Annotated in this window: 24 protein-coding genes and 1 tRNA gene; 8 read left to right on the plus strand and 17 right to left on the minus strand. The window is 40.4% G+C overall.

The annotated features are described in order from the left end of the window. Nucleotides 1-118 precede the first annotated feature (118 nt). On the minus strand, nucleotides 119-937 hold the full coding sequence (locus L990_RS06395; protein ID WP_047446664.1) for a PstS family phosphate ABC transporter substrate-binding protein: 819 nt from the start codon (nucleotides 935-937) through the stop codon (nucleotides 119-121). A 427-nt stretch (nucleotides 938-1,364) separates the two neighbouring features. Further along, nucleotides 1,365-1,438 (minus strand) — tRNA-Pro (locus tag L990_RS06400). 173 nt (nucleotides 1,439-1,611) lie between these two features. On the opposite strand from L990_RS06400, the gene trxB reads away from it, so the two are divergent. After that, complete coding sequence (gene trxB / locus L990_RS06405) at nucleotides 1,612-2,556, plus strand: thioredoxin-disulfide reductase (protein ID WP_047446666.1); 945 nt, start codon at nucleotides 1,612-1,614, stop codon at nucleotides 2,554-2,556. Nucleotides 2,557-2,613: 57 nt separating this feature from the next. On the opposite strand, the gene L990_RS06410 is transcribed toward trxB, so the two are convergent. Then, on the minus strand, nucleotides 2,614-3,840 hold the full coding sequence (locus L990_RS06410) for a BT_3928 family protein (protein ID WP_047446668.1): 1,227 nt from the start codon (nucleotides 3,838-3,840) through the stop codon (nucleotides 2,614-2,616). 2 nt (nucleotides 3,841-3,842) lie between these two features. Continuing rightward, nucleotides 3,843-4,523, minus strand: coding sequence for a dTMP kinase (gene tmk / locus L990_RS06415; protein ID WP_047446670.1), 681 nt, complete (start codon nucleotides 4,521-4,523; stop codon nucleotides 3,843-3,845). Nucleotides 4,524-4,617: 94 nt separating this feature from the next. Between tmk and folP the strand changes: the two genes are divergently transcribed. The 3 genes from folP (at nucleotide 4,618) to L990_RS06430 (ending at nucleotide 6,845) form a co-directional block, all read left to right on the plus strand. Next, a complete protein-coding gene (folP, locus tag L990_RS06420) occupies nucleotides 4,618-5,490 on the plus strand; it encodes a dihydropteroate synthase (RefSeq protein ID WP_047446672.1) in 873 nt (290 codons plus the stop codon). 3 nt (nucleotides 5,491-5,493) lie between these two features. Next, complete coding sequence (cdaA, locus tag L990_RS06425; RefSeq protein WP_047446674.1) at nucleotides 5,494-6,273, plus strand: diadenylate cyclase CdaA; 780 nt, start codon at nucleotides 5,494-5,496, stop codon at nucleotides 6,271-6,273. A gap of 128 nt (nucleotides 6,274-6,401) precedes the next feature. After that, the gene (locus L990_RS06430; protein ID WP_156121396.1) at nucleotides 6,402-6,845 is read left to right on the plus strand and encodes a hypothetical protein; all 444 of its coding nucleotides are present in this window, start codon (nucleotides 6,402-6,404) and stop codon (nucleotides 6,843-6,845) included. Between the two features lie 145 nt (nucleotides 6,846-6,990). Here L990_RS06430 and L990_RS06435 read toward each other — a convergent pair whose 3' ends face one another. From L990_RS06435 to L990_RS06450, 4 genes are read right to left on the minus strand one after another with little or no spacing between them, the layout of a single operon-like run. Further along, nucleotides 6,991-7,836 carry an aminotransferase class IV gene (locus tag L990_RS06435; RefSeq protein WP_047446677.1) on the minus strand — a complete coding sequence of 282 codons (846 nt, stop codon included), beginning with the start codon at nucleotides 7,834-7,836 and terminating at the stop codon, nucleotides 6,991-6,993. A 6-nt stretch (nucleotides 7,837-7,842) separates the two neighbouring features. Further along, the gene (locus tag L990_RS06440; protein ID WP_047446679.1) at nucleotides 7,843-8,469 is read right to left on the minus strand and encodes a rhomboid family intramembrane serine protease; all 627 of its coding nucleotides are present in this window, start codon (nucleotides 8,467-8,469) and stop codon (nucleotides 7,843-7,845) included. A gap of 10 nt (nucleotides 8,470-8,479) precedes the next feature. Beyond that, a complete protein-coding gene (gene holA, locus L990_RS06445; RefSeq protein WP_052180801.1) occupies nucleotides 8,480-9,544 on the minus strand; it encodes a DNA polymerase III subunit delta in 1,065 nt (354 codons plus the stop codon). A 1-nt stretch (nucleotide 9,545) separates the two neighbouring features. Further along, nucleotides 9,546-10,316 (minus strand): AMP nucleosidase, encoded by a 771-nt coding sequence (locus L990_RS06450; protein WP_047446742.1) that lies wholly within the window; start codon nucleotides 10,314-10,316, stop codon nucleotides 9,546-9,548. A 162-nt stretch (nucleotides 10,317-10,478) separates the two neighbouring features. On the opposite strand from L990_RS06450, the gene L990_RS06455 reads away from it, so the two are divergent. Further along, entirely contained in the window at nucleotides 10,479-10,928 is a 450-nt protein-coding gene (locus tag L990_RS06455) for a type I restriction enzyme HsdR N-terminal domain-containing protein (RefSeq protein WP_047446681.1), read from the plus strand. On the opposite strand, the gene L990_RS06460 is transcribed toward L990_RS06455, so the two are convergent. From L990_RS06460 to L990_RS06485, 6 genes are all read right to left on the minus strand, one after another. Next, entirely contained in the window at nucleotides 10,925-11,485 is a 561-nt protein-coding gene (locus L990_RS06460) for a GNAT family N-acetyltransferase (protein ID WP_047446683.1), read from the minus strand. The two genes, L990_RS06455 and L990_RS06460, sit on opposite strands and share 4 nt — an antisense overlap. A 108-nt stretch (nucleotides 11,486-11,593) precedes the next feature. After that, nucleotides 11,594-12,880 carry a dihydrolipoamide acetyltransferase family protein gene (locus L990_RS06465; protein WP_047446744.1) on the minus strand — a complete coding sequence of 429 codons (1,287 nt, stop codon included), beginning with the start codon at nucleotides 12,878-12,880 and terminating at the stop codon, nucleotides 11,594-11,596. 181 nt (nucleotides 12,881-13,061) lie between these two features. Further along, on the minus strand, nucleotides 13,062-14,282 hold the full coding sequence (locus L990_RS06470) for a PLP-dependent aminotransferase family protein (protein WP_047446685.1): 1,221 nt from the start codon (nucleotides 14,280-14,282) through the stop codon (nucleotides 13,062-13,064). Nucleotides 14,283-14,606: 324 nt separating this feature from the next. Continuing rightward, nucleotides 14,607-15,329: a tetratricopeptide repeat protein gene (locus tag L990_RS06475; protein ID WP_156121398.1), complete on the minus strand. Its 723-nt coding sequence runs from the start codon at nucleotides 15,327-15,329 to the stop codon at nucleotides 14,607-14,609. 109 nt (nucleotides 15,330-15,438) lie between these two features. Then, nucleotides 15,439-16,071 (minus strand): recombination mediator RecR, encoded by a 633-nt coding sequence (gene recR / locus L990_RS06480; RefSeq protein ID WP_047446689.1) that lies wholly within the window; start codon nucleotides 16,069-16,071, stop codon nucleotides 15,439-15,441. A gap of 120 nt (nucleotides 16,072-16,191) precedes the next feature. After that, nucleotides 16,192-17,259 (minus strand): SEL1-like repeat protein, encoded by a 1,068-nt coding sequence (locus tag L990_RS06485; protein ID WP_047446691.1) that lies wholly within the window; start codon nucleotides 17,257-17,259, stop codon nucleotides 16,192-16,194. 181 nt (nucleotides 17,260-17,440) lie between these two features. Between L990_RS06485 and L990_RS06490 the strand changes: the two genes are divergently transcribed. Then, nucleotides 17,441-18,886: a sodium:solute symporter gene (locus L990_RS06490; RefSeq protein ID WP_047446693.1), complete on the plus strand. Its 1,446-nt coding sequence runs from the start codon at nucleotides 17,441-17,443 to the stop codon at nucleotides 18,884-18,886. Between the two features lie 142 nt (nucleotides 18,887-19,028). Here L990_RS06490 and cdd read toward each other — a convergent pair whose 3' ends face one another. Then, complete coding sequence (cdd, locus tag L990_RS06495) at nucleotides 19,029-19,562, minus strand: cytidine deaminase (protein WP_410488762.1); 534 nt, start codon at nucleotides 19,560-19,562, stop codon at nucleotides 19,029-19,031. Nucleotides 19,563-19,591: 29 nt separating this feature from the next. On the opposite strand from cdd, the gene L990_RS06500 reads away from it, so the two are divergent. Then, on the plus strand, nucleotides 19,592-20,590 hold the full coding sequence (locus L990_RS06500) for a glucosaminidase domain-containing protein (protein WP_081981627.1): 999 nt from the start codon (nucleotides 19,592-19,594) through the stop codon (nucleotides 20,588-20,590). Nucleotides 20,591-20,710: 120 nt separating this feature from the next. Continuing rightward, nucleotides 20,711-21,043, plus strand: coding sequence for a DUF202 domain-containing protein (locus L990_RS06505; RefSeq protein WP_197057250.1), 333 nt, complete (start codon nucleotides 20,711-20,713; stop codon nucleotides 21,041-21,043). Nucleotides 21,044-21,086: 43 nt separating this feature from the next. On the opposite strand, the gene L990_RS06510 is transcribed toward L990_RS06505, so the two are convergent. Beyond that, nucleotides 21,087-22,181 carry a DUF4831 family protein gene (locus L990_RS06510; RefSeq protein ID WP_197057251.1) on the minus strand — a complete coding sequence of 365 codons (1,095 nt, stop codon included), beginning with the start codon at nucleotides 22,179-22,181 and terminating at the stop codon, nucleotides 21,087-21,089. A 79-nt stretch (nucleotides 22,182-22,260) separates the two neighbouring features. Further along, on the minus strand, nucleotides 22,261-23,790 hold the full coding sequence (locus L990_RS06515) for a bifunctional ADP-dependent NAD(P)H-hydrate dehydratase/NAD(P)H-hydrate epimerase (protein WP_047446699.1): 1,530 nt from the start codon (nucleotides 23,788-23,790) through the stop codon (nucleotides 22,261-22,263). Between the last annotated feature and the right edge of the window lie 48 nt (nucleotides 23,791-23,838).

Consider the following 23,838-nt stretch of genomic DNA (forward strand, 5'->3'; position numbering starts at 1 on the left):
ACCGTAATGGTGGTAATGGTGCCACTCATAAAGAGAATTCCCTCTACAAATTTTTCTATAAATCTTTTAAAGTTACTTTTCACTGTGTATGTATTACAATTCTAATTCGAGTAGGATTCTATTTCAATGGAATATATCCATCCATCTTGACGATTTGCTGTCCGCGCGGCGAAAGAATGAAGTTGATGAATGGAGCAACTACCTTTTCACTTTTTACATTGTAGAAGTAGAACAGAGGTCGGGTAATAGGATATTTTCCGCTTGTTGCATTGGCCACGGTGGGTTGTATAAAGGTTTTACCATCAAACGAAACAGCTAATGGCTTTACCTTCTTTTCTAGATAAGCAACTCCAACATACCCTATGGCACCTTTCGTTTGGCTAACCGATTGCATTACGGCTCCTGTCGCCGACATGCTAAGCACGTTGTTTGCGAAGTTTTTCTTTTTCATTACATGGTCTTTGAAAAACTCGTAGGTGCCAGAACTCGACTCGCGTGAGTAAGCCACAATTCTAAGATCGGTGCCACCAACCTGTTTCCAGTTGTTGATTTTACCAGTAAATATATCTTCCAGCTGTTGGCGTGTAAGTTTTGATATTTTGTTAGTTGGATTTACAATTACAGAAAGGGCATCATTGGCGATCACAACCTGCTTATAGGTTACTTTTGCTGCTTTTAACTTCATCCGTTCATCCATTTTTAGTGGACGAGAAGACATGGCGATGTCGGTAGAGCCATCAATTAGAGCTGCAACGCCAACACCACTACCACCTCCTGTAACGGAGACTCTTGCGCTCTTATTCGTTTTCATAAAAATCTCAGCCTCTTTTTGGGTAAGCGGAAGGGTAGTATCGCTTCCCTTTATCTTTATGGTTTGTCCAGATGATTCTGTCCAAACCAAGAGAGCTGCCGCTGCAAGGATAATAGTCTTATTCATATATGAGTTATTTTGCGTTACAATGCTTTCCAAAATTTAAACAGCAAATCCTCTTTTATGTTTCTGTATTTGCAATTTACTAGCACGGGTAAAGTCTGAACTAGCCATTGGAATAAGCTTCGGATTGGATATTTGGCATTTAAATCTCCAAATCTTTATATTCACAAAAAAACAAGATACGTGTAAGCAGTGGCTTAATGGGGGGTTAATTAATTGTTAATTGCATCTTACGAAGGTGAATTAGATGTTAAGAGGCTTAACTTAGACTTAATATTAAGCAAGGGCGAAGTTGGTACTGCCTTTTGAAAAGGTAGGTGACCCAATTGCATCTATTAGTAAAGAAAGTTTTAGGTGTAACTTGATATCCAAACAAAAAAGGCAACTTTTTAAAGTTGCCTTTTTTATCGTTTTGTAACGATTTTATCAGTCGGGGTGAGACGACTCGAACGTCCGACCTCTCGCCCCCCAGACGAGAACTCTAACCAACTGAGCTACACCCCGTGATTGCGGATGCAAATGTAGTATTTTTTTGTGGGGATACAAATATTTGGCGCTTAAAAAATGGATTTTGATATCTATCACTTTTTATAATGATGCATAACAATCCGCTTTGTAATTGATATATTGATGGTATAGGCTATATTTGTACCTCAAATTAAACTGAAACTAAAGCTATGAGCGAACACGTTAATGAAAGAGTAAAATGTCTTATTTTAGGTAGTGGACCAGCTGGCTATACGGCTGCAATTTATGCTGCGCGTGCCAATATGTCGCCAGTATTGTATGAGGGGATGGAGCCAGGAGGACAGCTTACTACGACTACAGAGGTTGATAATTTTCCAGGATATCCGCAAGGAGTGGTAGGCCCACAACTTATGGAGGATTTAAAGAATCAAGCATTACGTTTCAATACTGATATCCGTTTTGGGTATGCTACTTCTGCTGATCTTTCTCAGCGTCCATTCAAGGTTACTATTGATGAAAGTAAAGTTGTTGAAGCTGATACATTAATTATTGCCACTGGGGCAACAGCAAAGTATCTAGGGCTGGATTCAGAGCAAAAATTCAGGGGACAGGGAGTGTCTGCATGTGCTACCTGTGATGGATTTTTCTATAAGGGGCAAGATGTGGTTGTTGTAGGAGGTGGTGATACTGCTGCTGAAGAAGCATCTTACTTGTCTACAATCTGTCGCAAGGTATACTTGGTTGTACGTCGTCATGAATTACGTGCATCTAAGGCGATGCAGCAAAAAGTATTTAATACGCCTAACATCGAGGTCCTTTTTGGTCACCAAACAAAGGAGGTGCTGGGCGATATGTCTGGTGTTAACGGAGTCCTTCTGGTTAGCGATAAGGGTGAGGAGAGAAAAGTTGATATTACAGGATTCTTTGTGGCAATTGGACATCAACCTAATACCGGATTTCTTAATGGACAGTTAGAGTTGGATGAAGTTGGATATATTAAAACGGAAGCAGGAACTTCTAAAACAAATATTGAGGGAGTATTTGCCGCTGGGGATGTGAAAGATCCTCATTACCGTCAGGCTATTACAGCAGCAGGATCGGGATGCATTGCAGCTCTTGATGCTGAACGATTTTTTAATATGGTGAAGGCATAGATTTGAGAATCTCATAAAAAACGCCCTAAATGCATTGGCATTTAGGGCGTTTTACTTTTAATATCTACATCTTGATAGCAGGAGCAATAGCCCAATCAAAAGAATGCCTCCAATAAGTTGCATTACATCCTTTTTGTTTTGGGAATATTCCATTTTATGCAGCTGCTTTCCAAGTATATCTCCTTTAAACGCATTGTCTTCAGGCAGGTCGCATCCACTCCATATTCCGATGATTGTTCCATTGTAAAGTAGCATGAGTCCAATGTTAGAGCGCATTGCTGTTTTAAGTGCTGTTTCGTCAGAAGCATAAACAGGATATTGGGCGCCAGTTTGCGAGCGATAAATATCTACTTGCTTTCCGGTTGATGAGCTAAGCATTATAAACGGAATATTCTGCTTCTTACAAACATTGTAAATGGCGTTCGCTTTTTGAGCATTAATTATGTTTGCGTTGCTGAGATTAGGTGCAATAAGTAGTGCAACAGCTCCTTTTTTCTTAAGAATACTTTTGGTAATATCACCTTCAGTTGGCGATAGAATGGAGAAATCGTGAATAGGAGGGGTGTACCCTTTTTTTATTAATGTTGTTTTCTGTTCAACAAATACCCAAGTGGTATCTTGCCAAGGGAGATTATGCTCGTTAAATTCCTTCTTTACGCCATTTTTTTCGTAAATAAGCCTGATGTCATACTCATCGGCAGGTGCATTTGGTGGAATTTGCATCGCCGACCAGATATTTTGTCCTACCATATAGGGGCGATAGTTGATAAGAGGTAAATGGCGTAGGTTGTAAATATTAAAAGCAACAGATCCTCCTAATAGTAGAATAAACATTGCCCAAGCTGCAACTGGTGCAATGTTCTCTTTAAATCGGTTACGTTGCCAAAATACTAGTATTGCAAAAGGGAGTATTATAAGATTTTTATAGAATGTTTGCCAGTTGGTGAGCTTAAATGCGTCTCCAAAGCAACCGCAATCGGCCACCTTGTTGGTTAGCGCAAGTACGAGCGTTATTATGGTGAATACTGCCATAAATGCAAGCGAAAACCACGATACCACCTTGATTTTAATGTTAAGCACTAATGCTAGTCCAATAAATAGTTCGGCAGCACAAAGCGTAATTGCTAAGAATAAGGCTACATTTTCTGGAATAATGGCACCACCAGCCTTGAAGTAATCGAAAATTTTATAGGTGGTTCCTAAGGGATCTACAGATTTAACAAACCCTGAAAATATGAAAAGGGCTCCCAGTAAAAATCTGCTTAAGTGATTAAGGACGTTCATGATTATATGTATTGTTGTACAATTTGAATTACCTTGTCATGAATTGCTTGTGGGGAAAGCATTGCTTTCTCCTCCGACTCGCACTCTATGCGTTGCATAAATTTGTCGATGCTACATTGCCAAAGGTAAACTTCACGAACCCGTTCTTGTAGCGTTAAGTCGTTTTCGTGAATGTCATTTTTACCTTGGAGATATTCTCTGTCATCACCTTCGCGTTGTTCTGTCAGCTTCTTTTTTGTGAAGCTAAAGGGAACATCCAAGAATAAGTTTACGGTAGGTTTTGGTAGCTTGTAGTAGCTAAATTCAAGATCCATGATCCAATTTCGTAAGACTTTTCTTTCTGTCTCATCTTGTATTTTAGCGCACTGAAAAGCGATGTTAGAGGCTACAAATCGGTCTGCAATAACTACGGTTTTTTCATCTAGCCATGCTTGAATTGTTTTTTTTGCATCATTCCTGTCACAAGCATAGATAAGCGCAACGAGGTAAGGGTTGACGTTATCTACGGCACCTAGGTCTCCTCTCAAAAATTTGGCAATAAGGTCTCCAAAAATGCTATCGTCAGTTCTAGGAAAATGTAAAAATTGGGTTTTCTTCCCTTGTTTTTCGAAGTATTCTTGTAGCATCCTAACTTGCGTCGATTTTCCTGCTCCATCAAGGCCTTCAAGCACAATAAAACTCATTGGTTATTCTATTACGTTTTTACAAAAATCAATTTCTGTTGAGCTTACCAACTATTGTTAGTACTTTTGTTTAAAAGAACGCAATTTATAAAAAATGGACAAGGGATTAGGCCTTTTAACTCAAAAGAGAACCATTTGTTTGGACGGGAATTTAATAAATCTCAGTTCTCCAGTGGTTATGGGGATTTTAAATGTCACTCCTGACTCCTTTTACGAGGGGAGTCGAGTGGCTGGTAGCGATGCGATCTTGGCTCGTGCCGATGAAATTATCAGTCAGGGTGGCGCCATTATTGATGTTGGAGGTTACTCTTCTAGGCCGAATGCCGAAAATGTTTCTACAGAAGAGGAGATTCGGAGGGTAACCGAGGCGGTTTATATGATTAAAAAGAGATATCCACAGATTCCCATCTCTTTAGATACTTTTCGTGCAGAGGTCGTGAAAAGTGTTTGTCTCCATTGTGGTTCTGTTATCGTTAATGACATTTCTGCCGGCGAAATGGACAGCCGAATGTTTGAAACTGTTGCTGAATTTAAGTTGCCATACATTGCAATGCACATGAAGGGACGTCCTGAAAATATGCAGGATAATCCCGTTTATAGCGATATTCGAAATGAAATTTTCACCTATTTTTCTCGTAAGATAAACTATCTTCATTCGCTTGGGGTGAATGATATTATTATTGATCCAGGTTTTGGTTTTGGAAAAACTATAGAGAATAACTACCAGCTATTAAATATTTTGGATGATTTTAAAATATTCGGATTGCCTTTGCTGGTTGGATTTTCGAGAAAATCGATGATTTATAAGTTCTTGGGAACATCTCCTGAAAATGCTTTAAATGGAACAACAGCGCTTAATACAGTTGCATTGATGAAAGGGGCTTCAATTCTGCGTGTTCACGACGTTAAAGAAGCGGTTGAAGTTGTGCAGTTGGTGGATAAACTTAATCAATCTTACATTTCCTAGCCGATGTTTAGCTTTATTCATATCACATTGGTTGATGTTATAGATATACTGCTAGTTGCATTCCTATTTTTTCAAATTTATATGTTGATAAGAGGAACTGCTGCTATAAATATATTTATAGGTATCTTTCTACTTTATCTTATTTGGCTGGTAGTTAGAGCTCTTAATATGGAGATGCTAAGTACAATTCTGGGGCAAATTATAGGAGTTGGAGCTCTTGCTCTCATAATTGTATTCCAGCAAGAAGTTCGAAAATTTCTACTCTATATAGGAACTCGATACTTGTCAAACAGCAAGCTTTCCATTGAGCGGTTCTTCTCCGATAAGGTTGATGCAACCACGGTTCAAGCAGATATAGAGGCGTTGGTACGGGCTTGCAGAAACCTTTCAGAGTCTAAAACTGGCGCATTAATAGTTCTGGGGCGTCGGTCCAATTTACAAATATATGTTGATACGGGCGATGCAATTGATGCTGCAATTGATGGCCGTTTAATTGAAACTATCTTCTTTAAAAATACGCCATTGCATGATGGAGCCATGATTATACACAATGGCCGAATTGTTGCTGCTCGTTGCGTTTTACCTGCTACAGAAAGGTTGGAGGTTCCTGCCTATTTCGGGATGCGTCATCGTGCTGCTATGGGCATTACCGAGCATACAGACGCTGCCGTTGTGGTCGTTTCTGAAGAAACCGGGAAAATATCCTTTGTCGAAAGAGGTGAAATAAAGCGAGGCATTTCTTCTACGGAGCTGAAGGGAATTCTTGAACAGGCTTTTCATTAGCGATTTACGCATAATGTTAGGCATGGTTTTTGAAATACTTGTTTAACAGTATGGCATCATTGACAATAATCTTTTTGTTAAATTATAAATGATGGCTATATTGCCGATGTATTTAAACCTAAAATGCTATGAAACGGATATGGGCTTTAGTAGCAATTCTGCTAGCCTCCTCATCAGCATTAATGGCTCAGACTTCCTTGAAGTTAAACTATGAGGAGTTTAGGTCTTGGATGAAACAATCTGTTGTAAATGGCTACACTTTTGTGGATTCTGAATTGGATGGAGGGGATTACAGCGCATCATTTATGCAGCTGAATAAGATGATTGGTGTTCGGGTGGCTTCTGGAACAAAGTTTGAATCTTACAAAAGTGTAAAGGGGTATGATGGCTCCGAACCTTATGATTTTAAGGGATCAAAAACCGTTTTTGTGAGTGGATCATCGTCATCTACCATGTACATTTATTCGCCTAAACTGAATGCGACGTTTATCATTGCGACATCGTACTGCAAGTTAGATAAAGGTGCCATGGAAAAGGTTGCGCTAGATCTTGGACTTGGTTCCAAATTTTAGTGAATTGCGTAAAATATTTGCCATTTGTACCTTTAAATAAAGGTGCAAATGGCTTTTTTATAAGGTCACTTATTCGGATTTAAGGAGGCAGAAGGTGATGGGCTAGAGTTTTTTGTGGAGTTCTTGCTTGTGCTAATTTTTTTAATTAGAAGAGCATTTCCTCTAGGGCAGACTGCATTTTTCTATAGCGCGTGCTGTAAAAACGTTTTGTGCCAATCCCTACAATATTTCTAATTCCAGATACAGCATTTGTCGAGAAAACTTCGTCAAATTCTAAGAATTCTTTTTGAGATATAGGTTTTAACTCCGTTTTAAGTCCTATGCTTGGAGCAAGCCTGTTTATGATATAGTTTCTCATTACACCTGCAACACATCCCTCTTGAAGTGGTGGCGTAACAAGTGTATCTCCTTTAAGGCCAAATAGATTTGACGATGAAAGTTCCACGTATCTTCCGTGCTGATTTATTAGAATGCAATCGTGTAGGCGATTCAATTTTGCATATCGTGCAGCCATTACGTAAAGGAGTGCATTCCCAGTCTTAAATGGAGAGATTTCGCCCGCACACTTTATTTGATTGGGGAATACATCAACAATCATACTTGGTAGCCTATGTGCTAATTTATCAAAATCAAGATTTGTTGTTTGTACAAGGTAGCTTATGCTGTCATTGCTAGGTAGGTATAGTCCGCCAGGATTTCGGAAAACAGTAAGCCGAACTCTGGTGCTTTTAAACTGCTTGTTGCGGTTTAAAAGTTTTACAATCCCCGATTTTATAAGTGTCGATGTGAAAGTTGCTGGCTGTTCGTAGCCAAGCACTTCCATTCCTTGAATTAACCGATCAAAATGGAGGCTAAAAAGAGGAATTTCCGTAGAGTGAGCATGCATGCTTTCGAAGAGAGAGTCGCCGAAGTAAAACCCTCTATTGTTGGGTGCTATGCTAAAATCTTTTTCACTGATTATTTCGCCGTTGTAGCAAACGAATTGCTCCATATATAGTTATCTTCCGAATGAAATTAGTTGACTAAAAAAATGTGTTACTAAACTAGGATCAATAAGAACGGGGTATACAAGACCAAATAGAGCTCCGTAGAAGTGTGCATCGTGATTGATGTTGTCGCCTCCTTTTTTGCTCATGTAGTGAGAATACCAAAGATAAGCCGCTCCAAAAAGAATTCCGGGGATTGGGATTATTGCAAAAAGGTAAAGCGATTGCCATGGATCGAAAAATATCGAGGCAAAAACGATGGCAGATACAGCCCCTGATGCCCCTACTGATTTATAGTAGTAGTTATTTTTGTTTTTCACTATTGAACTTAATGAGGAGATTATAATACCTCCTAAGTAAATAATGAGAATGTGCAAGACAGGTGAAGAGATAAGGTTTACAATTGCAAGTTGGTTAAACCATAGTTGCAGGGCATTCCCAAATGACCACAACACAAACATGTTTATAAGAAGGTGCATCCAATCCGCATGAACAAAACCATGGGTTATTATACGAAAGTATTCCTTTTGGTGCGTAATCCTGTAGGGCGAGAGTAGCAATTTCTCTAAAATTTGTTGGTTATTAAACGCTATGGCTGATATTCCAACTGTTACTGCGATAATGATGATTGTTATCATGACTCTGCTCTTAATGCATTATTTTAAAGATTAGCTCTTTTAGAAGATCCTCTTCACTTTGGTTGTTGCTTCCAATACCTTTACTTTTGAGGTCGTACTCGCGAAGATATTCAATAATTTTCACAGACTGAGGAGGTGAGTATTTTTTTGCAACCTCCTCATAGTCCTTTAGAAAAAAGGAGCTGCTTATCCCTAGTTTTGCTAGCTTTTCCGCTTCAGATGCAATTTTTCCACCAGGCTTTTTGGCGTTAAAGTTGAGCATTTGGAGCTTTAATACCTTCGAAAAAAAAGTATATAGCTGCCCTATTGTGACAATAAAAGGATGATCTTTGGGCGATTTTGCAAAGTAATCGGCTATTTTATACGATTTAACAAAATCTCTTTTGCCAATGGCGTTACATAGCTCAAAAACATTATAATCCTTGCTAATACCTACATTTCGCTCTATATCATCTACCGTAATTTGCTTTCTATCTGATGGAATAACCGTCTTTAACTTCTCTATTTCATGGCTTATCTTGCTGAGGTCATTGCCTAAGAATTCCGATAGTAGGATTGCTGCCTTATCTTGAATTGTAATCCCTTTTGATTTCGCCTCTAAATTAATCCACTCTGGAATTTCGTTGTCGTAGAAGGTATAGGTTTCAAAGACTTCCGCTTGTTTTACAACTTCCTTATACGCAACTGAACGTTTATCCATTGTTTTGCCCTTTAGGCAAATAACTAATATGGTAGATTTTAGTGGGGATTTAAAGTAAACCTCAAGCTGGTTTATGTTTGATAAGTCTTGAGCTTCTCTAATTATTATAACTTGATAATCAGACATCATAGGAAATCGGCGGCAGGCTGTAATTGCTGCGTCTACCTTGGTATCTTTGCCATATAAAATGGTTAAATTAAACGCCTTTTCAGATTCCGAAAGTACGTCATTAGCAAGTGCATTGGCTATTTTATCAATAAATACAGGTTCATCGCCCATTAAGAGGTAAATGGGTTTAAATTTTCGTGCTTTTACGTCATTTAAAATTCGCTGATAATCAGCGATAATATCTTTTGCTTTTGGTTTTTTTGCCATTTTAGAATCTTAAATGCTTTACAGATTTCCCTCCATTTATAAGTTCTTTAAGGGAATCTATTCCAATAGTAACGTGTTGTCGAACAAAATTTTCAGTGACAATCCTGTCGCTTTCCTTCGTTTTTATGCCCGATGAAATCATGGGTTGATCGGATACCAGAAGTAGGGCACCACTTGGTATTTCATTGGCAAATCCGACCGTAAAGATAGTTGCTGTTTCCATATCTATAGCCATTGCACGTGTTTTTGCCAAGTACTCCTTAAATTCCTCGTCATGTTCCCAGACTCTTCGGTTTGTGGTGTATACGGTTCCTGTCCAATAGTCTTTTTGATGATTTCGAATAGTTGACGATACGGAGCGTTGAAGGTTAAATGCCGGAAGGGCTGGAATTTCAGGGGGCATGTAGGAGTCTGAGGTTCCATCATTTCGAATAGCTGCGATTGGAAGAATTAGATCGCCGAGCTCATTCTTCTTTTTTAGTCCGCCACATTTTCCTAAAAACAGCACTGCGCTAGGATGTATAGCGCTCAGAAGGTCCATTATAAGAGCGGCATTCGGACTTCCCATTCCGAAGTTAATAATCGTTATACCATCGGCAGTTGCCGTGAGCATGTTAGCCGCAGGATCAACGATTTGTGTGTTCATTATCTCACAAAAAATGCGAACGTATCGGTTGAAGTTTGTGAGGAGTATGTGGTGCCCAAAATCTTCAATTTTCTGACCTGTATAGCGTTCCAGCCAGTCACGTACAATTTCTTGTTTTGTTTTCATGTTCATAATCGTTTCGGTTGAATTTAGTGAAAAATTATGGGTTAAAAGAAATTTTTATCTTTAGATGGCAATTTAAGATGTTTATAATCGCCATTTTTTGTTAGCATAAGTTGACATTTAAAAGTAACTGCCTTAACTTGCATAAAAGTTTATTGGTTTGATATGGAGATGTTGAATTTGCCAACCTGCGATTTGAATGTTCGAAGAAATGGAATTAAGAAGGAAATCTTTGATTCCATCCGGAAGCGATTTGTCGTGCTAACCCCCGAAGAGTGGGTTCGTCAGCATTTTATTCAATTCCTTTTGAACGAACTCCATGTTCCAGCCTCGTTGATAGGTGTGGAAACTTCGTTAAAGTACAATGGACTTTCAAAGCGCTCAGATATTGTTGTTTACGACCGTATAGGTAAGCCTGCTATGGCGATAGAGTGTAAGGCAAGTACCGTTAAAATTGATCAGAAGGTATTCGATCAGCTGGCTCGGTATAACATGGTTCTCAATGTTAGTTACCTTGTTGTTACTAACGGTATGGTTCACTACTGTTGCCAAATTAATAAGCTAGACGGTTCGTACTCCTTTCTACAGGAGATTCCTCCATTCGAAATGCTTTAGCATTTCGAAATCAGCGCAAGAGGGTTTATCTTTTGAAGAGTATACTCTCCAAGCCACCCGTTTTTTGTTCTAATCCAGTCTTTTTTAAGACCAATAATTTCGAATTCATGCCTGGAGAATAATCTTAGGCTAGGTTCGTTGTTGTCTGCAATGTTACAAAAAAGTTGGTGCACATGCAGGTATTCGAATGCATACTTTGTGAGAAGTTGTAATGCTTCTGATGCATAACCTTTTCCTCTATCTTCGGTGTTGTGAATAAGAATTCCGACTCCTGCGCGCTGATGAAAGGGGTCATAATCGAAAAGGTCGATTATGCCAACAGGGTAGTTCATGAGAGACGATTGATCCTTGGCTTCAATTATTAAACGAAGCTGCTTGGTTTGGTATATGTCTAGCTGGTAATTTTGAATGTACCGCATTAAGGAGTGCTTTGAAAAAGGTGATAGCGTATTGCTCACTCTCCAAACTTCCATGTTATTTTCCCAAGCATAAAGAAGGTCGACATCCTCCAGTTCTGGAGCTCTTAGTTTTACTTGCTCGTTTTCTAGTTTTATCATGACTGCTGTTTATCAACCAAATTTATTTATTTATTTGATAAAAGGGAATAGCCCTATAAAAAAGGGCTAAAGATATACCTTTAACCCTTTTTATTCTTTTGATTGCGATTACAAGTCGGATGGTGCGAATGTTTGAAGGTTGGTTGCTATTTGTTTTAAGAATGCGCCCCCTAAAGCCCCATCAATTATACGATGGTCGTATGAAAGTGACAATATTGTAATGTGACGTATTCCAATTGTATCGCCTAATGGGCTTTCGATCACTACAGGACGTTTTTTTATAGATCCTACGGCGAGTATTGCCACTTGTGGTTGGTTTATGATTGGCGTGCCGGCAAGGTTGTCGAAGGCTCCTAGGTTCGTTATTGTAAATGTGCCTCCTTGAACTTCGTTAGGTTGTAGCTTAAAAGAACGGGCGCGTCGGGCCAAGTCGTTAACGGCGAAGGCTAAGCCTGCAAGATTAAGTCGGTCAGCATTCTTTATTACAGGGACAATAAGATTGTCGTTCGGTAAAGCTGTCGCCATTCCTAGATTGAGGTCTTTTTTGATGTGTATTTGATCGTTTATGACGGAGCTATTAAGAATAGGATAATTTTTTATTGCATCGACCACCGCGCTAAAAAAGAAGGGTGTGTATGTGAGCTTTTCACCATTTTGTTTTTCAAATTTTCCTTTATTTCGCTCTCTCCAATGTACTATATTGGTCATATCTACCTCTATAAATGAGGTTACATGAGCTGAGGTTTGTTTGGATAGAGTCATATGGTTGGCCGTAAGTCTTCTTAAGCGATCCATCTCTATAATTTCAACGCCGTTCTCAGCCTTCGGATTGAGGGTCGTTGATGGAGTTGCAGATTCCGCTAGTTGGACTTCAACTTTATTGCTACTGTTTAGGTATGATAGAATATCTGTTTTGGTGAGTTTCCCTTCTATTCCAGAACCTTTAATAGATTCCAGTTGATGCTGTGTAAGGCCTTCCTCTTGTGCTATTTTGCGGACAAGGGGAGGTACAAACGCGCCGTTTTTTAGATGCGTAGCAATGTGGTTGGTGGTAACCTCGTTTACTGGTTGGGATGTTGTTGATTGCTCGACGCTGGAGGAGGTAGGTTGTTCTTTAGGTTGTTCTTTTGGGGTATCTGTTTCTTGTTCCTCTCCTTCTATCTCAACAACAGCTAATACTTGTCCCACTTTGGGTATATCTCCTTCGTTGAGTAGCCTTTTGGCTACTTTACCTTCTACAGGTGATGGTATTTCCGAATCGACCTTGTCTGTGGCTACCTCAACGATGGGTGTATCTATATCTACTGTATCGCCTTCTTTAACTAACCATTTCGTTATGGTTGCATCTGTAATACCTTCGCCCATTGCAGGCAGCTTTATTTCGATGAACTTCATGCCAAAAATATTTTTATTCTGATGCATAAACAGCAAGAAACTCTTTTTGTTTGAAGCTAAATGATTGCTTTGGCCTATAATCTGACATAAAAAAAGAAAGCCTACCTTAGTAGACTTTCTCCGATTTGTGTAGCAGTTTGTTGTATATAGATAAAATGTAACAAGCCAAGTTAGGTGTTGACTATTTAGTTTTTGCTGCAATCTCTTTTTTTATTGCAGTAGCCAAACGTTTGATCCCTTCCTCGTTTTTTTCGAGACTCATGAACGAGAAGTTTAGTCTCATTGTATTTCTTCCTTCACCGTTATAGTAGAAGGTTGATCCTGGAACATAGGCCACTTTTTCCTCTATTGCAGTTTGGAAAAGTTCTGTTGTATCAATGAACTCAGGTAATGTAAGGAATATGAATAGACCACCTTCTGGGTTAATCCAGCTTACTTCGCTTGGCATATATTCTTTTAGGCACTTGATAAAATGCTGTTGCTTTGCTTTGTAGGCGTTGATGATAACACTTAGGTTTTTATCAAAAAGACCTTTCTCTATAAAACGAGCAGAAATTCGTTGTACAAAAGCAGGGGTACAAAGGTCTGTGGCTTGTTTCGCGACAACTATTTTATCCAAGATCTCTTCACTCGCAATTGCCCATCCAATTCTAAAACCGGGAACAAATACCTTTGAGAAGGTTCCTAAATGAATAATTCGTTGCGATTTATCTAGCTCTAGCATCGTTTTTTGGGCAGCACCCTCGAATCTTACATCGCGGTAAGGACAATCTTCAAGTATTATAAGATTGTACTTCTCAGCAACAGCGATGATTTCCAACCTGCGCCATTCTGGCATGGTTATTCCAGTTGGGTTTTGAAAATCGGGTATGGTGTAGATGAATTTTGGATGTATTCCTTTGTTTGCGAGCTCAACAACCTTTTCTTCTAGTAAATCGCTTCGCATACCGTATTGGTCTAACTCAATACCTTCAAGATTTGCTCCATAGGAAAGGAATGCGCTTAGAGCACCAAGGTAGGATGGTAGACCGCAAATAATGGTATCACCTGGATTTATGAAGACCTTAGCAGTAAGATCGAGCCCTTGCTGTGACGCAGTTGTAATTATAAGATTCTTTTCCTCTATATTGATACCTTGCTTTTGGTAGCGCTCAACCAATAATTTACGAAGTAGCGCATCTCCTTCTGTAGTTCCGTATTGTAGCGCTAATGCACCTTCCGTTTTTAAAACTTCACTAGAAACTTCGGCGAGTTCTTCAGTTGGGAATAGCGTAGGATCGGGAAGACCTCCTGCAAAGGAGATGATCTCAGGACGTTGCGTTAGCTTTAGAATTTCTCTGATTGCAGAACGCTTCATTCCTTTTATATTGTTCGAAAGTAGATTTTCTAGTTCATTTACCATAATTCTTCCTTTTTGTGGTTTTCGCTTTTAAACTGTATTTTAATATTTGCCTACCTAGGTGCGATGCAATATTCAATAAGTTTATGCGTGGCAATATTACGAAATGAAATCTAAAAACAAATAAAACGTGTAAATTATTTGTAAAAATCTTGTATTAGTGTTTAAATAATAGTTTTTACTCTTTGTTGCTTTATAATCTGAAACAGCAGGACAGGAGATGGTTAAGGTTAATTTTATGAGAAAATGAAGTTAGTTTAAAGTTTGTAGATATTTAGAAATAAAAAAGGTGGACAATCGTCCACCTTTTTCTATAGTATTTTACTCCTATTTTTGGCACTCTGTAGCGTACTGTAGACAACCGCTTTTATTTCCATACTTACAGGCTCGTTGGGCATCGGCGCAGCCGTTTGTCTTATCGTTAGTCTTGAAGTAGGCCATACTTCTGTTGTAGTAGGCTTGTCCATTATTGGGGGCAAAGTTAATTGCTAGCGAAAAACTGTCTATAGAATCTGAAAATCGGCTTAATCCATACTGTGCAAGCCCTAAATTCATGAAAGCATCAGCATTTTTTTCATTAAAAGAAATCGATTTTTGAGCTTCAACAGCGGCTAGTTCGTACTTGTACGCTTGATTTTGCATAAAAGCAATGTTGGCATGAATGGTTGATTTTAGCGAGTCTGAAGCGGAGGGTAGTGCTTTTTCAAACTCTTTTACGGCTTCTTCATACTGTTCTCTAAGACCTAGAACTTTTGCTCTTAGGATTAGTATGTCTGCATCATTGGGGTTTACGGCTATTGATTTATCAACAGCGGCTTGGGCGCTTTTAAGCTGATTAAGGTATGCGTAGCTTGCAACAACGCCTGAAAGAGCGTCTTTTTGAACGGGGTTGGATTTTAGTATATCCTCAAAAACTTTGGCAGCTTCGCTATATTGCTGTGTTTTAAGAAAATTTTTACCCTTATTGATTTTCGATTGAATGTTCTCTTGTGCCGCAACTGTATAACTTGATAACAAGCATATTATCAGCAACGATAGAATGTTTTTCATATTCCCTTTTTTTGTGGTGGTAAGAATTACCAACCGTTATCAGCCAACTCAGTACCTTCTTCTCGTAAACGAAATTTCGTTTCGACTAATATATGTAAATTAACGAAACCTAAAGAGTGTCTCCAAAAGTTTTTTCGAATGGCATCCGGTTTTTGATAGATCGGCCGAGCGTTATTTCATCGGTATACTCTAATTCATCGCCAAATCCAACGCCTCGAGCAATTGTTGATATTTGGATGTTGAACCCTTTTATTTTTCTGAAAATGTAGAAGTTTGTTGTTTCACCCTCCATGTTGGTGCTCAATGCTAGAATTACCTCTTTAACTTCTTCATTGGAAATACGTTCTATCAGGTTGTTTATGGTTAAATCACCAGGTCCAATGCCGTCCATTGGGGATATTAACCCACCTAATACGTGATAAAGCCCATTGAATTGGTGGGTACTTTCAATCGACATTACATCTCGGATATTTTCCACAACGCAGACTACAGCTCGGTCTCTTGAAGTATTAGAGCAAATCTCACATGTCTCGCTGTCTGAGATGTTGTGGCACACTTTACACCGTTTTATTTCGTTTTTTAGGGTGATAAAGGAATGCCCAAAACGTTCAACATCTTCAGTTGCCCATTTGAGCATGTGCAGTACAAGCCTAAGAGCCGTTTTTTTCCCTACTCCAGGGAGTTTTGCAAACTCGCTTACAGCATTCTCTAAAAGCTTAGAGGGGTATTCGTTGATGTTCATTTGTTATGAGTGAGACGCAAAGTTAACGATTTTATTGGTTGATATAGTTGCTAAGGGATGCTGTTCTTTTGAGGATAGATATGAAAAAGGCCCTAGCAATATCGCTAGGACCTTTTTTTGCTATTTGATGGCTTTTAAACGCTCTATTGCTGGCTGGTAATTTTTATTTGCGGCTTTTTCCAACCATTTTTTTGCTATTTCGATATTGATAGGAATTTCTTTGTTATCGGAGAAAATCAACCCTAAGCTATACTGCGCTTCTGTTTGTCCATGCTCGGCTGCTTTTGTGTACCACTCTATTGCTTTGGGAGTATCCTTTTTGAAAAGGTATCCTTTTTGAAGCGAAAGTCCAATATAGTATTCCGCATCGGGATATCCATTTACTCCCGATTTTAGCAGCCATGTAGAAGCTTCTCGGTCGTCGTTAATTTTTATATAGTGCATGGCTAGCTCAAATTGTGCTTTAGGATAGTCTTGGCTTGCTGCTTTTTGTATTTGTTCAAAGGCTTTTGCTGAACTCTTTTCCACTCCATTACCGGTTTCGTACATTTTGCTAAGCAGCAAAAAGGCTTCTGGATTGTTTTTAGTAGCGGCATCAGAGAGCAGCTCGTATGCTTTGTGGTAATCCTGTTCAATACCCCAACCCTGATAGTACAAACGACCAAGAGCCACTTGTGCGTCAATACTACCCGCTGCTTTGGCAAACTGGTAGTATTCTGCTGCTTTCGAGTAGTTTTTATCTATACCTTGACCATTTTCGAGCATTGAACCGTAAAAATATTGAGCGTCAGGATTACCTAATTTGGCTGCTTGCTCTATCCATTGGGCCGATTTTGCAAAACTCTGTCCAACGTAAACGCCATCGTAATACATCAATCCGATCTGAAATTGAGCTTGAGTATTAAGCTGATCGGCTGATTTTAAGTACCAATCGAATGCTTTTTGAACATTCTTCTCAACTCCAAATCCGTTAAAGTACATTGTGCCAATATATAAATCGGCTGTAGCATTGCCTAAATCCGAAGCCTGCTTAAAAAAATCAAATGCTTTGGTGTATTCCTTCTTTACATATTGACGCAGCCCTGCATGGAATTCTCGTTCTCCGCGGTCCTTCGTGTTTTGTGCAAATAGAAATGGAGTTAAGAGTATGAATGAGATTGTCAAGATGACGGTTAGTTGTTTATGCATTGCATTTATTTAATGTTGTAATACCGTTAACGCCAAAAGTAGCCATTTCATTGCTCGAAAAGTGTTGTTATTCCGAATTTTTAAGTTCTTTAAAAATAGCATTCTACTTCTTCACTGTTCTTTCTTCCAATTTGGCTGTTGATGTATCTTTTGCTAAGCTTGTAGCCGAAAAATTTAGCACATGTCTCCACTCTTTATTTCGCTAATTATTGTCCTATACTTTTCGGGTTTGATCTTGATTTCGTATCTAACTACCCGTAAGCTTGATAGTCAAAGTTTTTATAGGGGTACTAAAAAATCTCCCTGGTATGTAATTGCCATTGGGATGATTGGTACTTCCATTTCAGGTGTGACTTTTATATCTGTTCCTGGTTGGGTGTTAACCAAGCAGTTTGGCTACCTGCAGATGGTTTTAGGCTTTCTTTTAGGCTATTTTGTTATAGCTAACGTGCTGTTGCCTTTATACTACAGGCTGAATCTGACATCAATCTACACCTATCTTCGCGATCGATTGGGTTACTGGTCGTATAAAACGGGGGCTTCGTTTTTTTTGATCAGTCGCACCATTGGTGCTGCATTTAGGCTTTACCTCGTATCTATGGTACTTCAGACGCTTGTTTTTGAGCCGTTGGGTGTCCCTTTTTGGGCTACGGTAACCGGAACTATCGGATTGATTTGGCTATACACATTTAAAGGAGGTATTAAAACAATCATTTGGACAGACTTGATACAAACTCTGGCCATGCTTACAACGGTGGTGCTGTCGTTGTTTTTAATAAAGGATGCGCTCCATTTTTCTTTTGGAGAGATGGTAGATGCAATTCGTAGTAGTGCCTATTCTAAGGTCTGGTTTTTTGACGATGTGCGTAGCAGCAGCTACTTTTGGAAGCAGTTTTTGGCAGGGGCATTTACTACCATTGTAATGACAGGGCTCGACCAGGATATGATGCAGAAAAACCTAGCATGCCGAAACCTCAAGGAAGCCAAAAAGAATATGTATACCTACGGGTTCATGTTTTTGCCCATCAACCTCATGTTTCTATCGCTAGGGGCACTCCTGGCGCTGTTTGCTGTAAAAAATGGAATTGCCATACCGGAGCATACGGATAAGTTTTTCCCAATGCTGGCAACGGGAGGTTACTTTCATCCTGCGCTTGGGGTAATATTTATTGTTGGCATAATTGCGGCTGCCTACTCAAGTGCCGATTCGGCATTGGCTGCGCTCACAACCTCTTTCACCATCGATATTTTGGAGGCTGATAAATACGAAGCAGCCAAAACTAAACGTATGCGTTTTAAGGTACACCTTGGACTCTCGTTGGTTATGATCTTGGTGATTTTAGCTTTTAGGTTGATAAATAATGATGCGGTCATTAGCGCGCTTTATACCATTGCAGGCTATACTTATGGACCTCTGTTAGGTTTGTATGCCTTTGGTTTGTTTACTAAGTTGGGAGTTAGAGATAGGGTGGTTCCTTTTTTGGCTTTGGCAGCACCAGCCTTCAGCTACGTTCTTAGCATTAATTCTAAAAGTTGGTTTGGAGGCTACGAAATAGGCTTTGAGCTGCTAATGATTAATGGGCTTTTCATGTTCTTGGGGATGTTAGCCTTCAGTAAGCGAAAATAACTTTTTTATTTGCAGAGGATATTCGGATTTATGCTAGTAAGCAATTCTGTTATTTGAGAACGAAAAAGAAACTTAGATAATATAGTAGAAATAAAGCCGCTCAACATTAATGCTGAGCGGCTTTACTTTATGTCGTCTTTTACTATTTAAACACAAAATGTAGCGGAACAAGGCTTGTTGCAGATGGAAGCTCTACGATTTGTTCCGTTCCGTAGCAAATTACCTTAAACGGTTCTCCGTTGCGCATTTCACTTTCTAAGAGGACCTGTCTACACGATCCACAGGGGTAGACCGCTTGCTTGGTTTGCTCTCTATTTGCAGATGCGGTAACTGCTAGCGCTTTGATCTTTTTGTCTGGATACTGCGCTTGTGCGTAGAATATTGCTGTGCGTTCAGCGCAAATTCCCGAGGGGTAGGCCGCATTTTCCTGGTTGTTTCCAGTAACAATAGTTCCGTCTTCAAGTAGTAGCGCGGCTCCTACCTGAAAGTTGGAGTACGGGGCATACGCTTTTTGCTGTGCTTCTAGCGCCTCCTTTATTAACTCCCTTTCCGAAGCTGATAAGTTCTCCTGATTTTGATGTTCTTTATAGTGAACAGTAAATGTTTTTTCCATGGCTAGAATTAAAAGTAGGGTTATTTCCTGTTTTGATTTGTAAAAATAGGTGTTTGAAACTATTTTAGCACCTATTAAATCGATTTTTTATAATGATTACCCTACGACCACTCGCTTTACTCACTTTCTTGGTGTGCGCTGCAACGTTTGGCTTTGGACAGAAAATGACAAAGGAACAGTACATTGAGAAGTATAAGGGGCTTGCCATTGAGCAGATGAAAAAAAATGGAGTCCCAGCATCAATTATTATGGGGCAGGCTCTGATAGAGTCTGGCAACGGTAATGGTCGTTTGGCAATTGAGGCAAACAACCACTTTGGAATTAAATGCCATAAAGATTGGACTGGTCCTTCCGTTAGGCAGGATGATGATGCACCTCAGGAGTGCTTCAGAAAGTACGATAGTCCTCGAGGTTCGTTCGAAGATCACTCTGCCTATCTCCGAGCAAATAAGCGTTACGCTTTCCTTTTCGATTTGCAGGTTACCGATTATAAGGGCTGGGCATACGGATTAAAGAAGGCGGGATATGCTACCAACCCTCGCTATGCCGAAATTCTAATTAAGCAAATTGAGGATAATCAGCTTTACCTTTTAGATCAGGGTGTAGATATTTCTTTTGCAACAAAGCCATCTACTACGGTTAAAAGCAAAAAGCGAGGTTCTAAGAGTAAGGATGATGAGGTTTTTGTGGTTGATATTTATGATCAGCGGAATGTATCGGAGTGTAATGGAGCTAAATTTATTATAGTTAAGGAGGGAGATACATTTGATAAGCTGGCCGAACAGTACGATATTATGCGCTGGCAGCTTTACAAGTATAACGAGCTCAATTCCGATTCCATTATACGACCTGGGCAGCGTATTTATATCCAACCAAAGAGGAGCAAGGCGTCTAAGGGTAACGATTTCTATACGGCTGTTGATGGTGATAAGATGTATCAGATTGCTCAAAACTATGGGGTAAAGTTGAAGAAACTTTACAAGATGAACGAGATGAAGCCGGGAGATGAGCCAACTTCAGGACAAAAGATATATCTCCGCAGCTATAAATCTGGGAAAAACTGGCTGCAACGGCTGTTTAGCGGCGAGTAGGCAAGATTAAAGGTGATGGAAAACAGCATCATCAGGTTGGCCGTAGTCTTTTGGCTACGGCTTTACTGTAGGCTTTTTTCTGGCTGCTAAAATTCATATATTTACTTTCAAAATATTGGTATGATACCTTTTAAGTTTATGAGCCGAAGTGTAGAGGAAGCTATTTTAGAGGAACTAAGCTTAACCGATGTGTTAGCAGTAGAGCGTACGCACTTGGCGATAGAGCGGACTTTTTTATCTTACTTCCGTACGGCAGTAGTGTTTGCCAGCGCAGGTTTTACGATACTTAAGGTTACCTCTTTGCATACACAGATAATGGAGCTAGGGATAATCCTGTTAGCAATGTCTCCTATTATTCTTTTTGTTGGGATTTGGAGGTTTGTTATTGCCTATAAAAAGGTGAAGCAGCATTACAGACGATTCGTTAAGCATTTTACTGAAAGTAAAGCATAAAAAAAGCCCCATTGGGGCTTTTTTAACGATAATCTTATTGCTACTACCTTTTTCCTGTATTGGGGAATGAAAGAGGGAGACGAACAATCTTTCCAAATTGGGATACAGGCATCTTTGCAGTATATAGAATGTCTTTTCCGTCAATTATTCTTACGGTGCAGATATCGGGATATCTTGCATAAATAACGGCCTCTTTGCCCTTCTCTGCAATGTTTTGAGGCGCTTGGCTTGCTGCGTTATTGGCAACAACTTCAACGGTTAATGGACGACCAGAGAGGTCTCCTTCACCAACAATACCTTTGTTTTCAGAGTATCTGCAAAGGATGCTATTTGATTTGCCATTTTCTGCCTTTGGGGTAACTTCCTGCTGGTAGCTCATGGTATCAACGTAGGTTTTACCGATAAATAGCGACAGGTACTCCTTCTCGAGGCGAGCAATCTCGTTTAATGCAACCTTTAGTGCCTCGCCATTATTAAATACGTTGTCAATTTCACCAGATATGAGGTCGACCCTGCGTTTTCTGAGATTGAATATGAAGTTGGCGGCGTCGGCAGCTTTTGATTCTGCGCTTTTTTCAACCAGCATGTTCTTTTGAACGGGAATCTTTACGAACGAGGTGTCCATTTTTACTCCAGAGAAGAAGGTGGCGTTCTCCTTGTAGATGTTCGGATCGGCACCTAAATCGGTAAATGGAGGCGCAATGTTTACTTCTTTAGAAGGAGTGGTTGCTTCAACATTAGGGACTACAAAGCCTGTAGGAACGATTAATCCCTGTTTCGCCATCTCCAAAAAGCTCATGTCTGTTCCGTATGGAGCATCGGCTGCGTACACGTTACTTCCGTCTGCTTCCTCGTAGGTGCTTCCTGTAATGCTTAGTATCTTATAGTAATCTTTGTTCCCTTGTTCTACATCTGTAATACCAAGATACTTTTGCGCGTACTGGGCATAGGGGCCGCTTTTATAAATAAGACGTGCAACCTTAACCTTGAATGTTAGCGTTGTTTGTGGTAGCGAGTAGATGTAGGCACCAGGTTTTACGCTCTCCGGATTTTGGGCAGGTGTGGTATTCACCATCTTCTGTGCCATGGCACAACTTGTACCCAAAATCAACGTGCTAATAAGTATGTATCTCTTCATACGATAAAAGTTATTTAAAAGTCGTAGAACCTGCATCTCAAACGAGGAGCAGGCCTTAGAGTTTGGATTTAGCGCAAAGTTACGAATTTCTGATAGACCAGAGGGATTTAAATGCATTGCCAATATTGGAGATAATGTCTGAGGCGATAAGCGATTCTTGTCCCATCTCGCCTGCTGCTATATCACCAGCAGAACCATGTAGGTATACACCCAAAATTGATGCTTCTTCAGGGGAGTATCCCTGTCCAAGTAGGCTAAGAATTATCCCTGTAAGCACATCGCCGCTGCCTGCGGTAGCCATGCCTGGATTGCCAACAGATGCGAACCAAAGCTTTCCGTCAGGCGAAGCTATGACGGTGTTGGCACCTTTAAGTACCACATACACGCTTAGCTCTTTGGCAAAGCGTAGCAGCAGCTGTATTTTTTCCAAGTCGTTATTCCAGCCCCCAGCAAGCCTTTCGAATTCTTTAGGATGAGGCGTAAGTATGGCAAATTTCGGAATAGCACGTAGCAGCTCCTTGTTGTAGGAGATGATGTTTAGCCCATCAGCATCTATAACCAGCGGCATGCGCTTGGCATCTACAAGTAGGTTGGCAAGCGCAGCAATGGTGGTTTGGTTAACCCCGATTCCTGGTCCTACGCCAATGGCATCGAATGCCATGACGCTGCTGTGCTTGGTAAATCGCTCGCTATCGGAGTCGAGCTCTATGATTACCTCGGGGATGGATATATTAATAGGTGTTTGGCAGCCATGGGGGATGTGGGTCGTAAGCAATCCGGAGCCAGTTCGCATGCAGGCTTTAGAGGCTAGGATGGCGGCTCCGAGCATTTGCTGCGATCCGGCAATTAGGTAGCAGTGCCCAAAGGTTCCCTTGTGGGCAAAGCGCCTGCGCTTGTAGAGCATTTTGGCAGCCATGCTGCTTGTTACGTAGAACATGTTGCTGGGGAAGCCCTCCAACGCCTTTGCGCTAAGTCCTATTGGAACGATGCTCAGTTCGCCCACAAATGCATCGTTCTCGGGTAGGAGTAGCGATAGCTTGGGCATTTGTAGGGTGACGGTGTACGAGGCTCTGATGGTTGCGTCGGTATCGTTCTCCGCATTATCCTCCGACATTAGCCCCGAGGGCATGTCTATGGCAATGGTTACGCATCCGCTATCGTTAATGTACTCCACAATTTGCTTGTTAAAGCCATCTAGCGGGCGGTTGAGTCCCGATCCGAAGAGGGCATCTACAACCACTACGTCGGGGTTTAGGTAGGGAACCACCTCGTTTTCCCTTAATGCCTCAATCGATAGGCTGTCGGAAGGAACAAGCCGTCCGAGGTTGGCGTTGCGTTCGGCAGTTTCATTGGCCGTTGTCTGGATGGCGTAAACCTGAACCTTGTAGCCCGATTCGGCCAGCAGGCGGGCGGTTGCCAGCCCATCCCCACCATTATTCCCCGATCCTGCAAATATGGCGAACTCGGTCGCGGTGTCAGGGTAGAGCGTCATTATGCGGTTAGTAATGGCTATAGCTGCGCGCTCCATTAGTTCGATTGCCGAAATGGGTTCGTTGTCAATAGTGTACTGGTCTATTGCCTTGATGAGCTCTGCGGGGAATATTTTCATGGCTGTGGGTTGACTGTTGTGTTTAACAAATATAGCGAAGCAAAGCAC

Origin of the sequence: Alistipes sp. ZOR0009 (assembly GCF_000798815.1) — a bacterium.
Classification (GTDB): domain Bacteria; phylum Bacteroidota; class Bacteroidia; order Bacteroidales; family ZOR0009; genus Acetobacteroides.

Excerpts from the sequence above, each read along its gene's own strand:
- L990_RS06395 (WP_047446664.1), bottom strand. The coding sequence starts at position 937 with ATGAATAAGACTATTATCCTTGCAGCGGCAGCTCTCTTGGTTTGGACA.
- trxB (WP_047446666.1), top strand. The coding sequence starts at position 1,612 with ATGAGCGAACACGTTAATGAAAGAGTAAAATGTCTTATTTTAGGTAGT.
- L990_RS06410 (WP_047446668.1), bottom strand. The coding sequence starts at position 3,840 with ATGAACGTCCTTAATCACTTAAGCAGATTTTTACTGGGAGCCCTTTTC.
- tmk (WP_047446670.1), bottom strand. The coding sequence starts at position 4,523 with ATGAGTTTTATTGTGCTTGAAGGCCTTGATGGAGCAGGAAAATCGACG.
- folP (WP_047446672.1), top strand. The coding sequence starts at position 4,618 with ATGGACAAGGGATTAGGCCTTTTAACTCAAAAGAGAACCATTTGTTTG.
- cdaA (WP_047446674.1), top strand. The coding sequence starts at position 5,494 with ATGTTTAGCTTTATTCATATCACATTGGTTGATGTTATAGATATACTG.
- L990_RS06430 (WP_156121396.1), top strand. The coding sequence starts at position 6,402 with ATGAAACGGATATGGGCTTTAGTAGCAATTCTGCTAGCCTCCTCATCA.
- L990_RS06435 (WP_047446677.1), bottom strand. The coding sequence starts at position 7,836 with ATGGAGCAATTCGTTTGCTACAACGGCGAAATAATCAGTGAAAAAGAT.
- L990_RS06440 (WP_047446679.1), bottom strand. The coding sequence starts at position 8,469 with ATGATAACAATCATCATTATCGCAGTAACAGTTGGAATATCAGCCATA.
- holA (WP_052180801.1), bottom strand. The coding sequence starts at position 9,544 with ATGGCAAAAAAACCAAAAGCAAAAGATATTATCGCTGATTATCAGCGA.
- L990_RS06450 (WP_047446742.1), bottom strand. The coding sequence starts at position 10,316 with ATGAAAACAAAACAAGAAATTGTACGTGACTGGCTGGAACGCTATACA.
- L990_RS06455 (WP_047446681.1), top strand. The coding sequence starts at position 10,479 with ATGGAGATGTTGAATTTGCCAACCTGCGATTTGAATGTTCGAAGAAAT.
- L990_RS06460 (WP_047446683.1), bottom strand. The coding sequence starts at position 11,485 with ATGATAAAACTAGAAAACGAGCAAGTAAAACTAAGAGCTCCAGAACTG.
- L990_RS06465 (WP_047446744.1), bottom strand. The coding sequence starts at position 12,880 with ATGAAGTTCATCGAAATAAAGCTGCCTGCAATGGGCGAAGGTATTACA.
- L990_RS06470 (WP_047446685.1), bottom strand. The coding sequence starts at position 14,282 with ATGGTAAATGAACTAGAAAATCTACTTTCGAACAATATAAAAGGAATG.
- L990_RS06475 (WP_156121398.1), bottom strand. The coding sequence starts at position 15,329 with ATGAAAAACATTCTATCGTTGCTGATAATATGCTTGTTATCAAGTTAT.
- recR (WP_047446689.1), bottom strand. The coding sequence starts at position 16,071 with ATGAACATCAACGAATACCCCTCTAAGCTTTTAGAGAATGCTGTAAGC.
- L990_RS06485 (WP_047446691.1), bottom strand. The coding sequence starts at position 17,259 with ATGCATAAACAACTAACCGTCATCTTGACAATCTCATTCATACTCTTA.
- L990_RS06490 (WP_047446693.1), top strand. The coding sequence starts at position 17,441 with ATGTCTCCACTCTTTATTTCGCTAATTATTGTCCTATACTTTTCGGGT.
- L990_RS06500 (WP_081981627.1), top strand. The coding sequence starts at position 19,592 with ATGATTACCCTACGACCACTCGCTTTACTCACTTTCTTGGTGTGCGCT.
- L990_RS06505 (WP_197057250.1), top strand. The coding sequence starts at position 20,711 with ATGATACCTTTTAAGTTTATGAGCCGAAGTGTAGAGGAAGCTATTTTA.
- L990_RS06510 (WP_197057251.1), bottom strand. The coding sequence starts at position 22,181 with ATGAAGAGATACATACTTATTAGCACGTTGATTTTGGGTACAAGTTGT.
- L990_RS06515 (WP_047446699.1), bottom strand. The coding sequence starts at position 23,790 with ATGAAAATATTCCCCGCAGAGCTCATCAAGGCAATAGACCAGTACACT.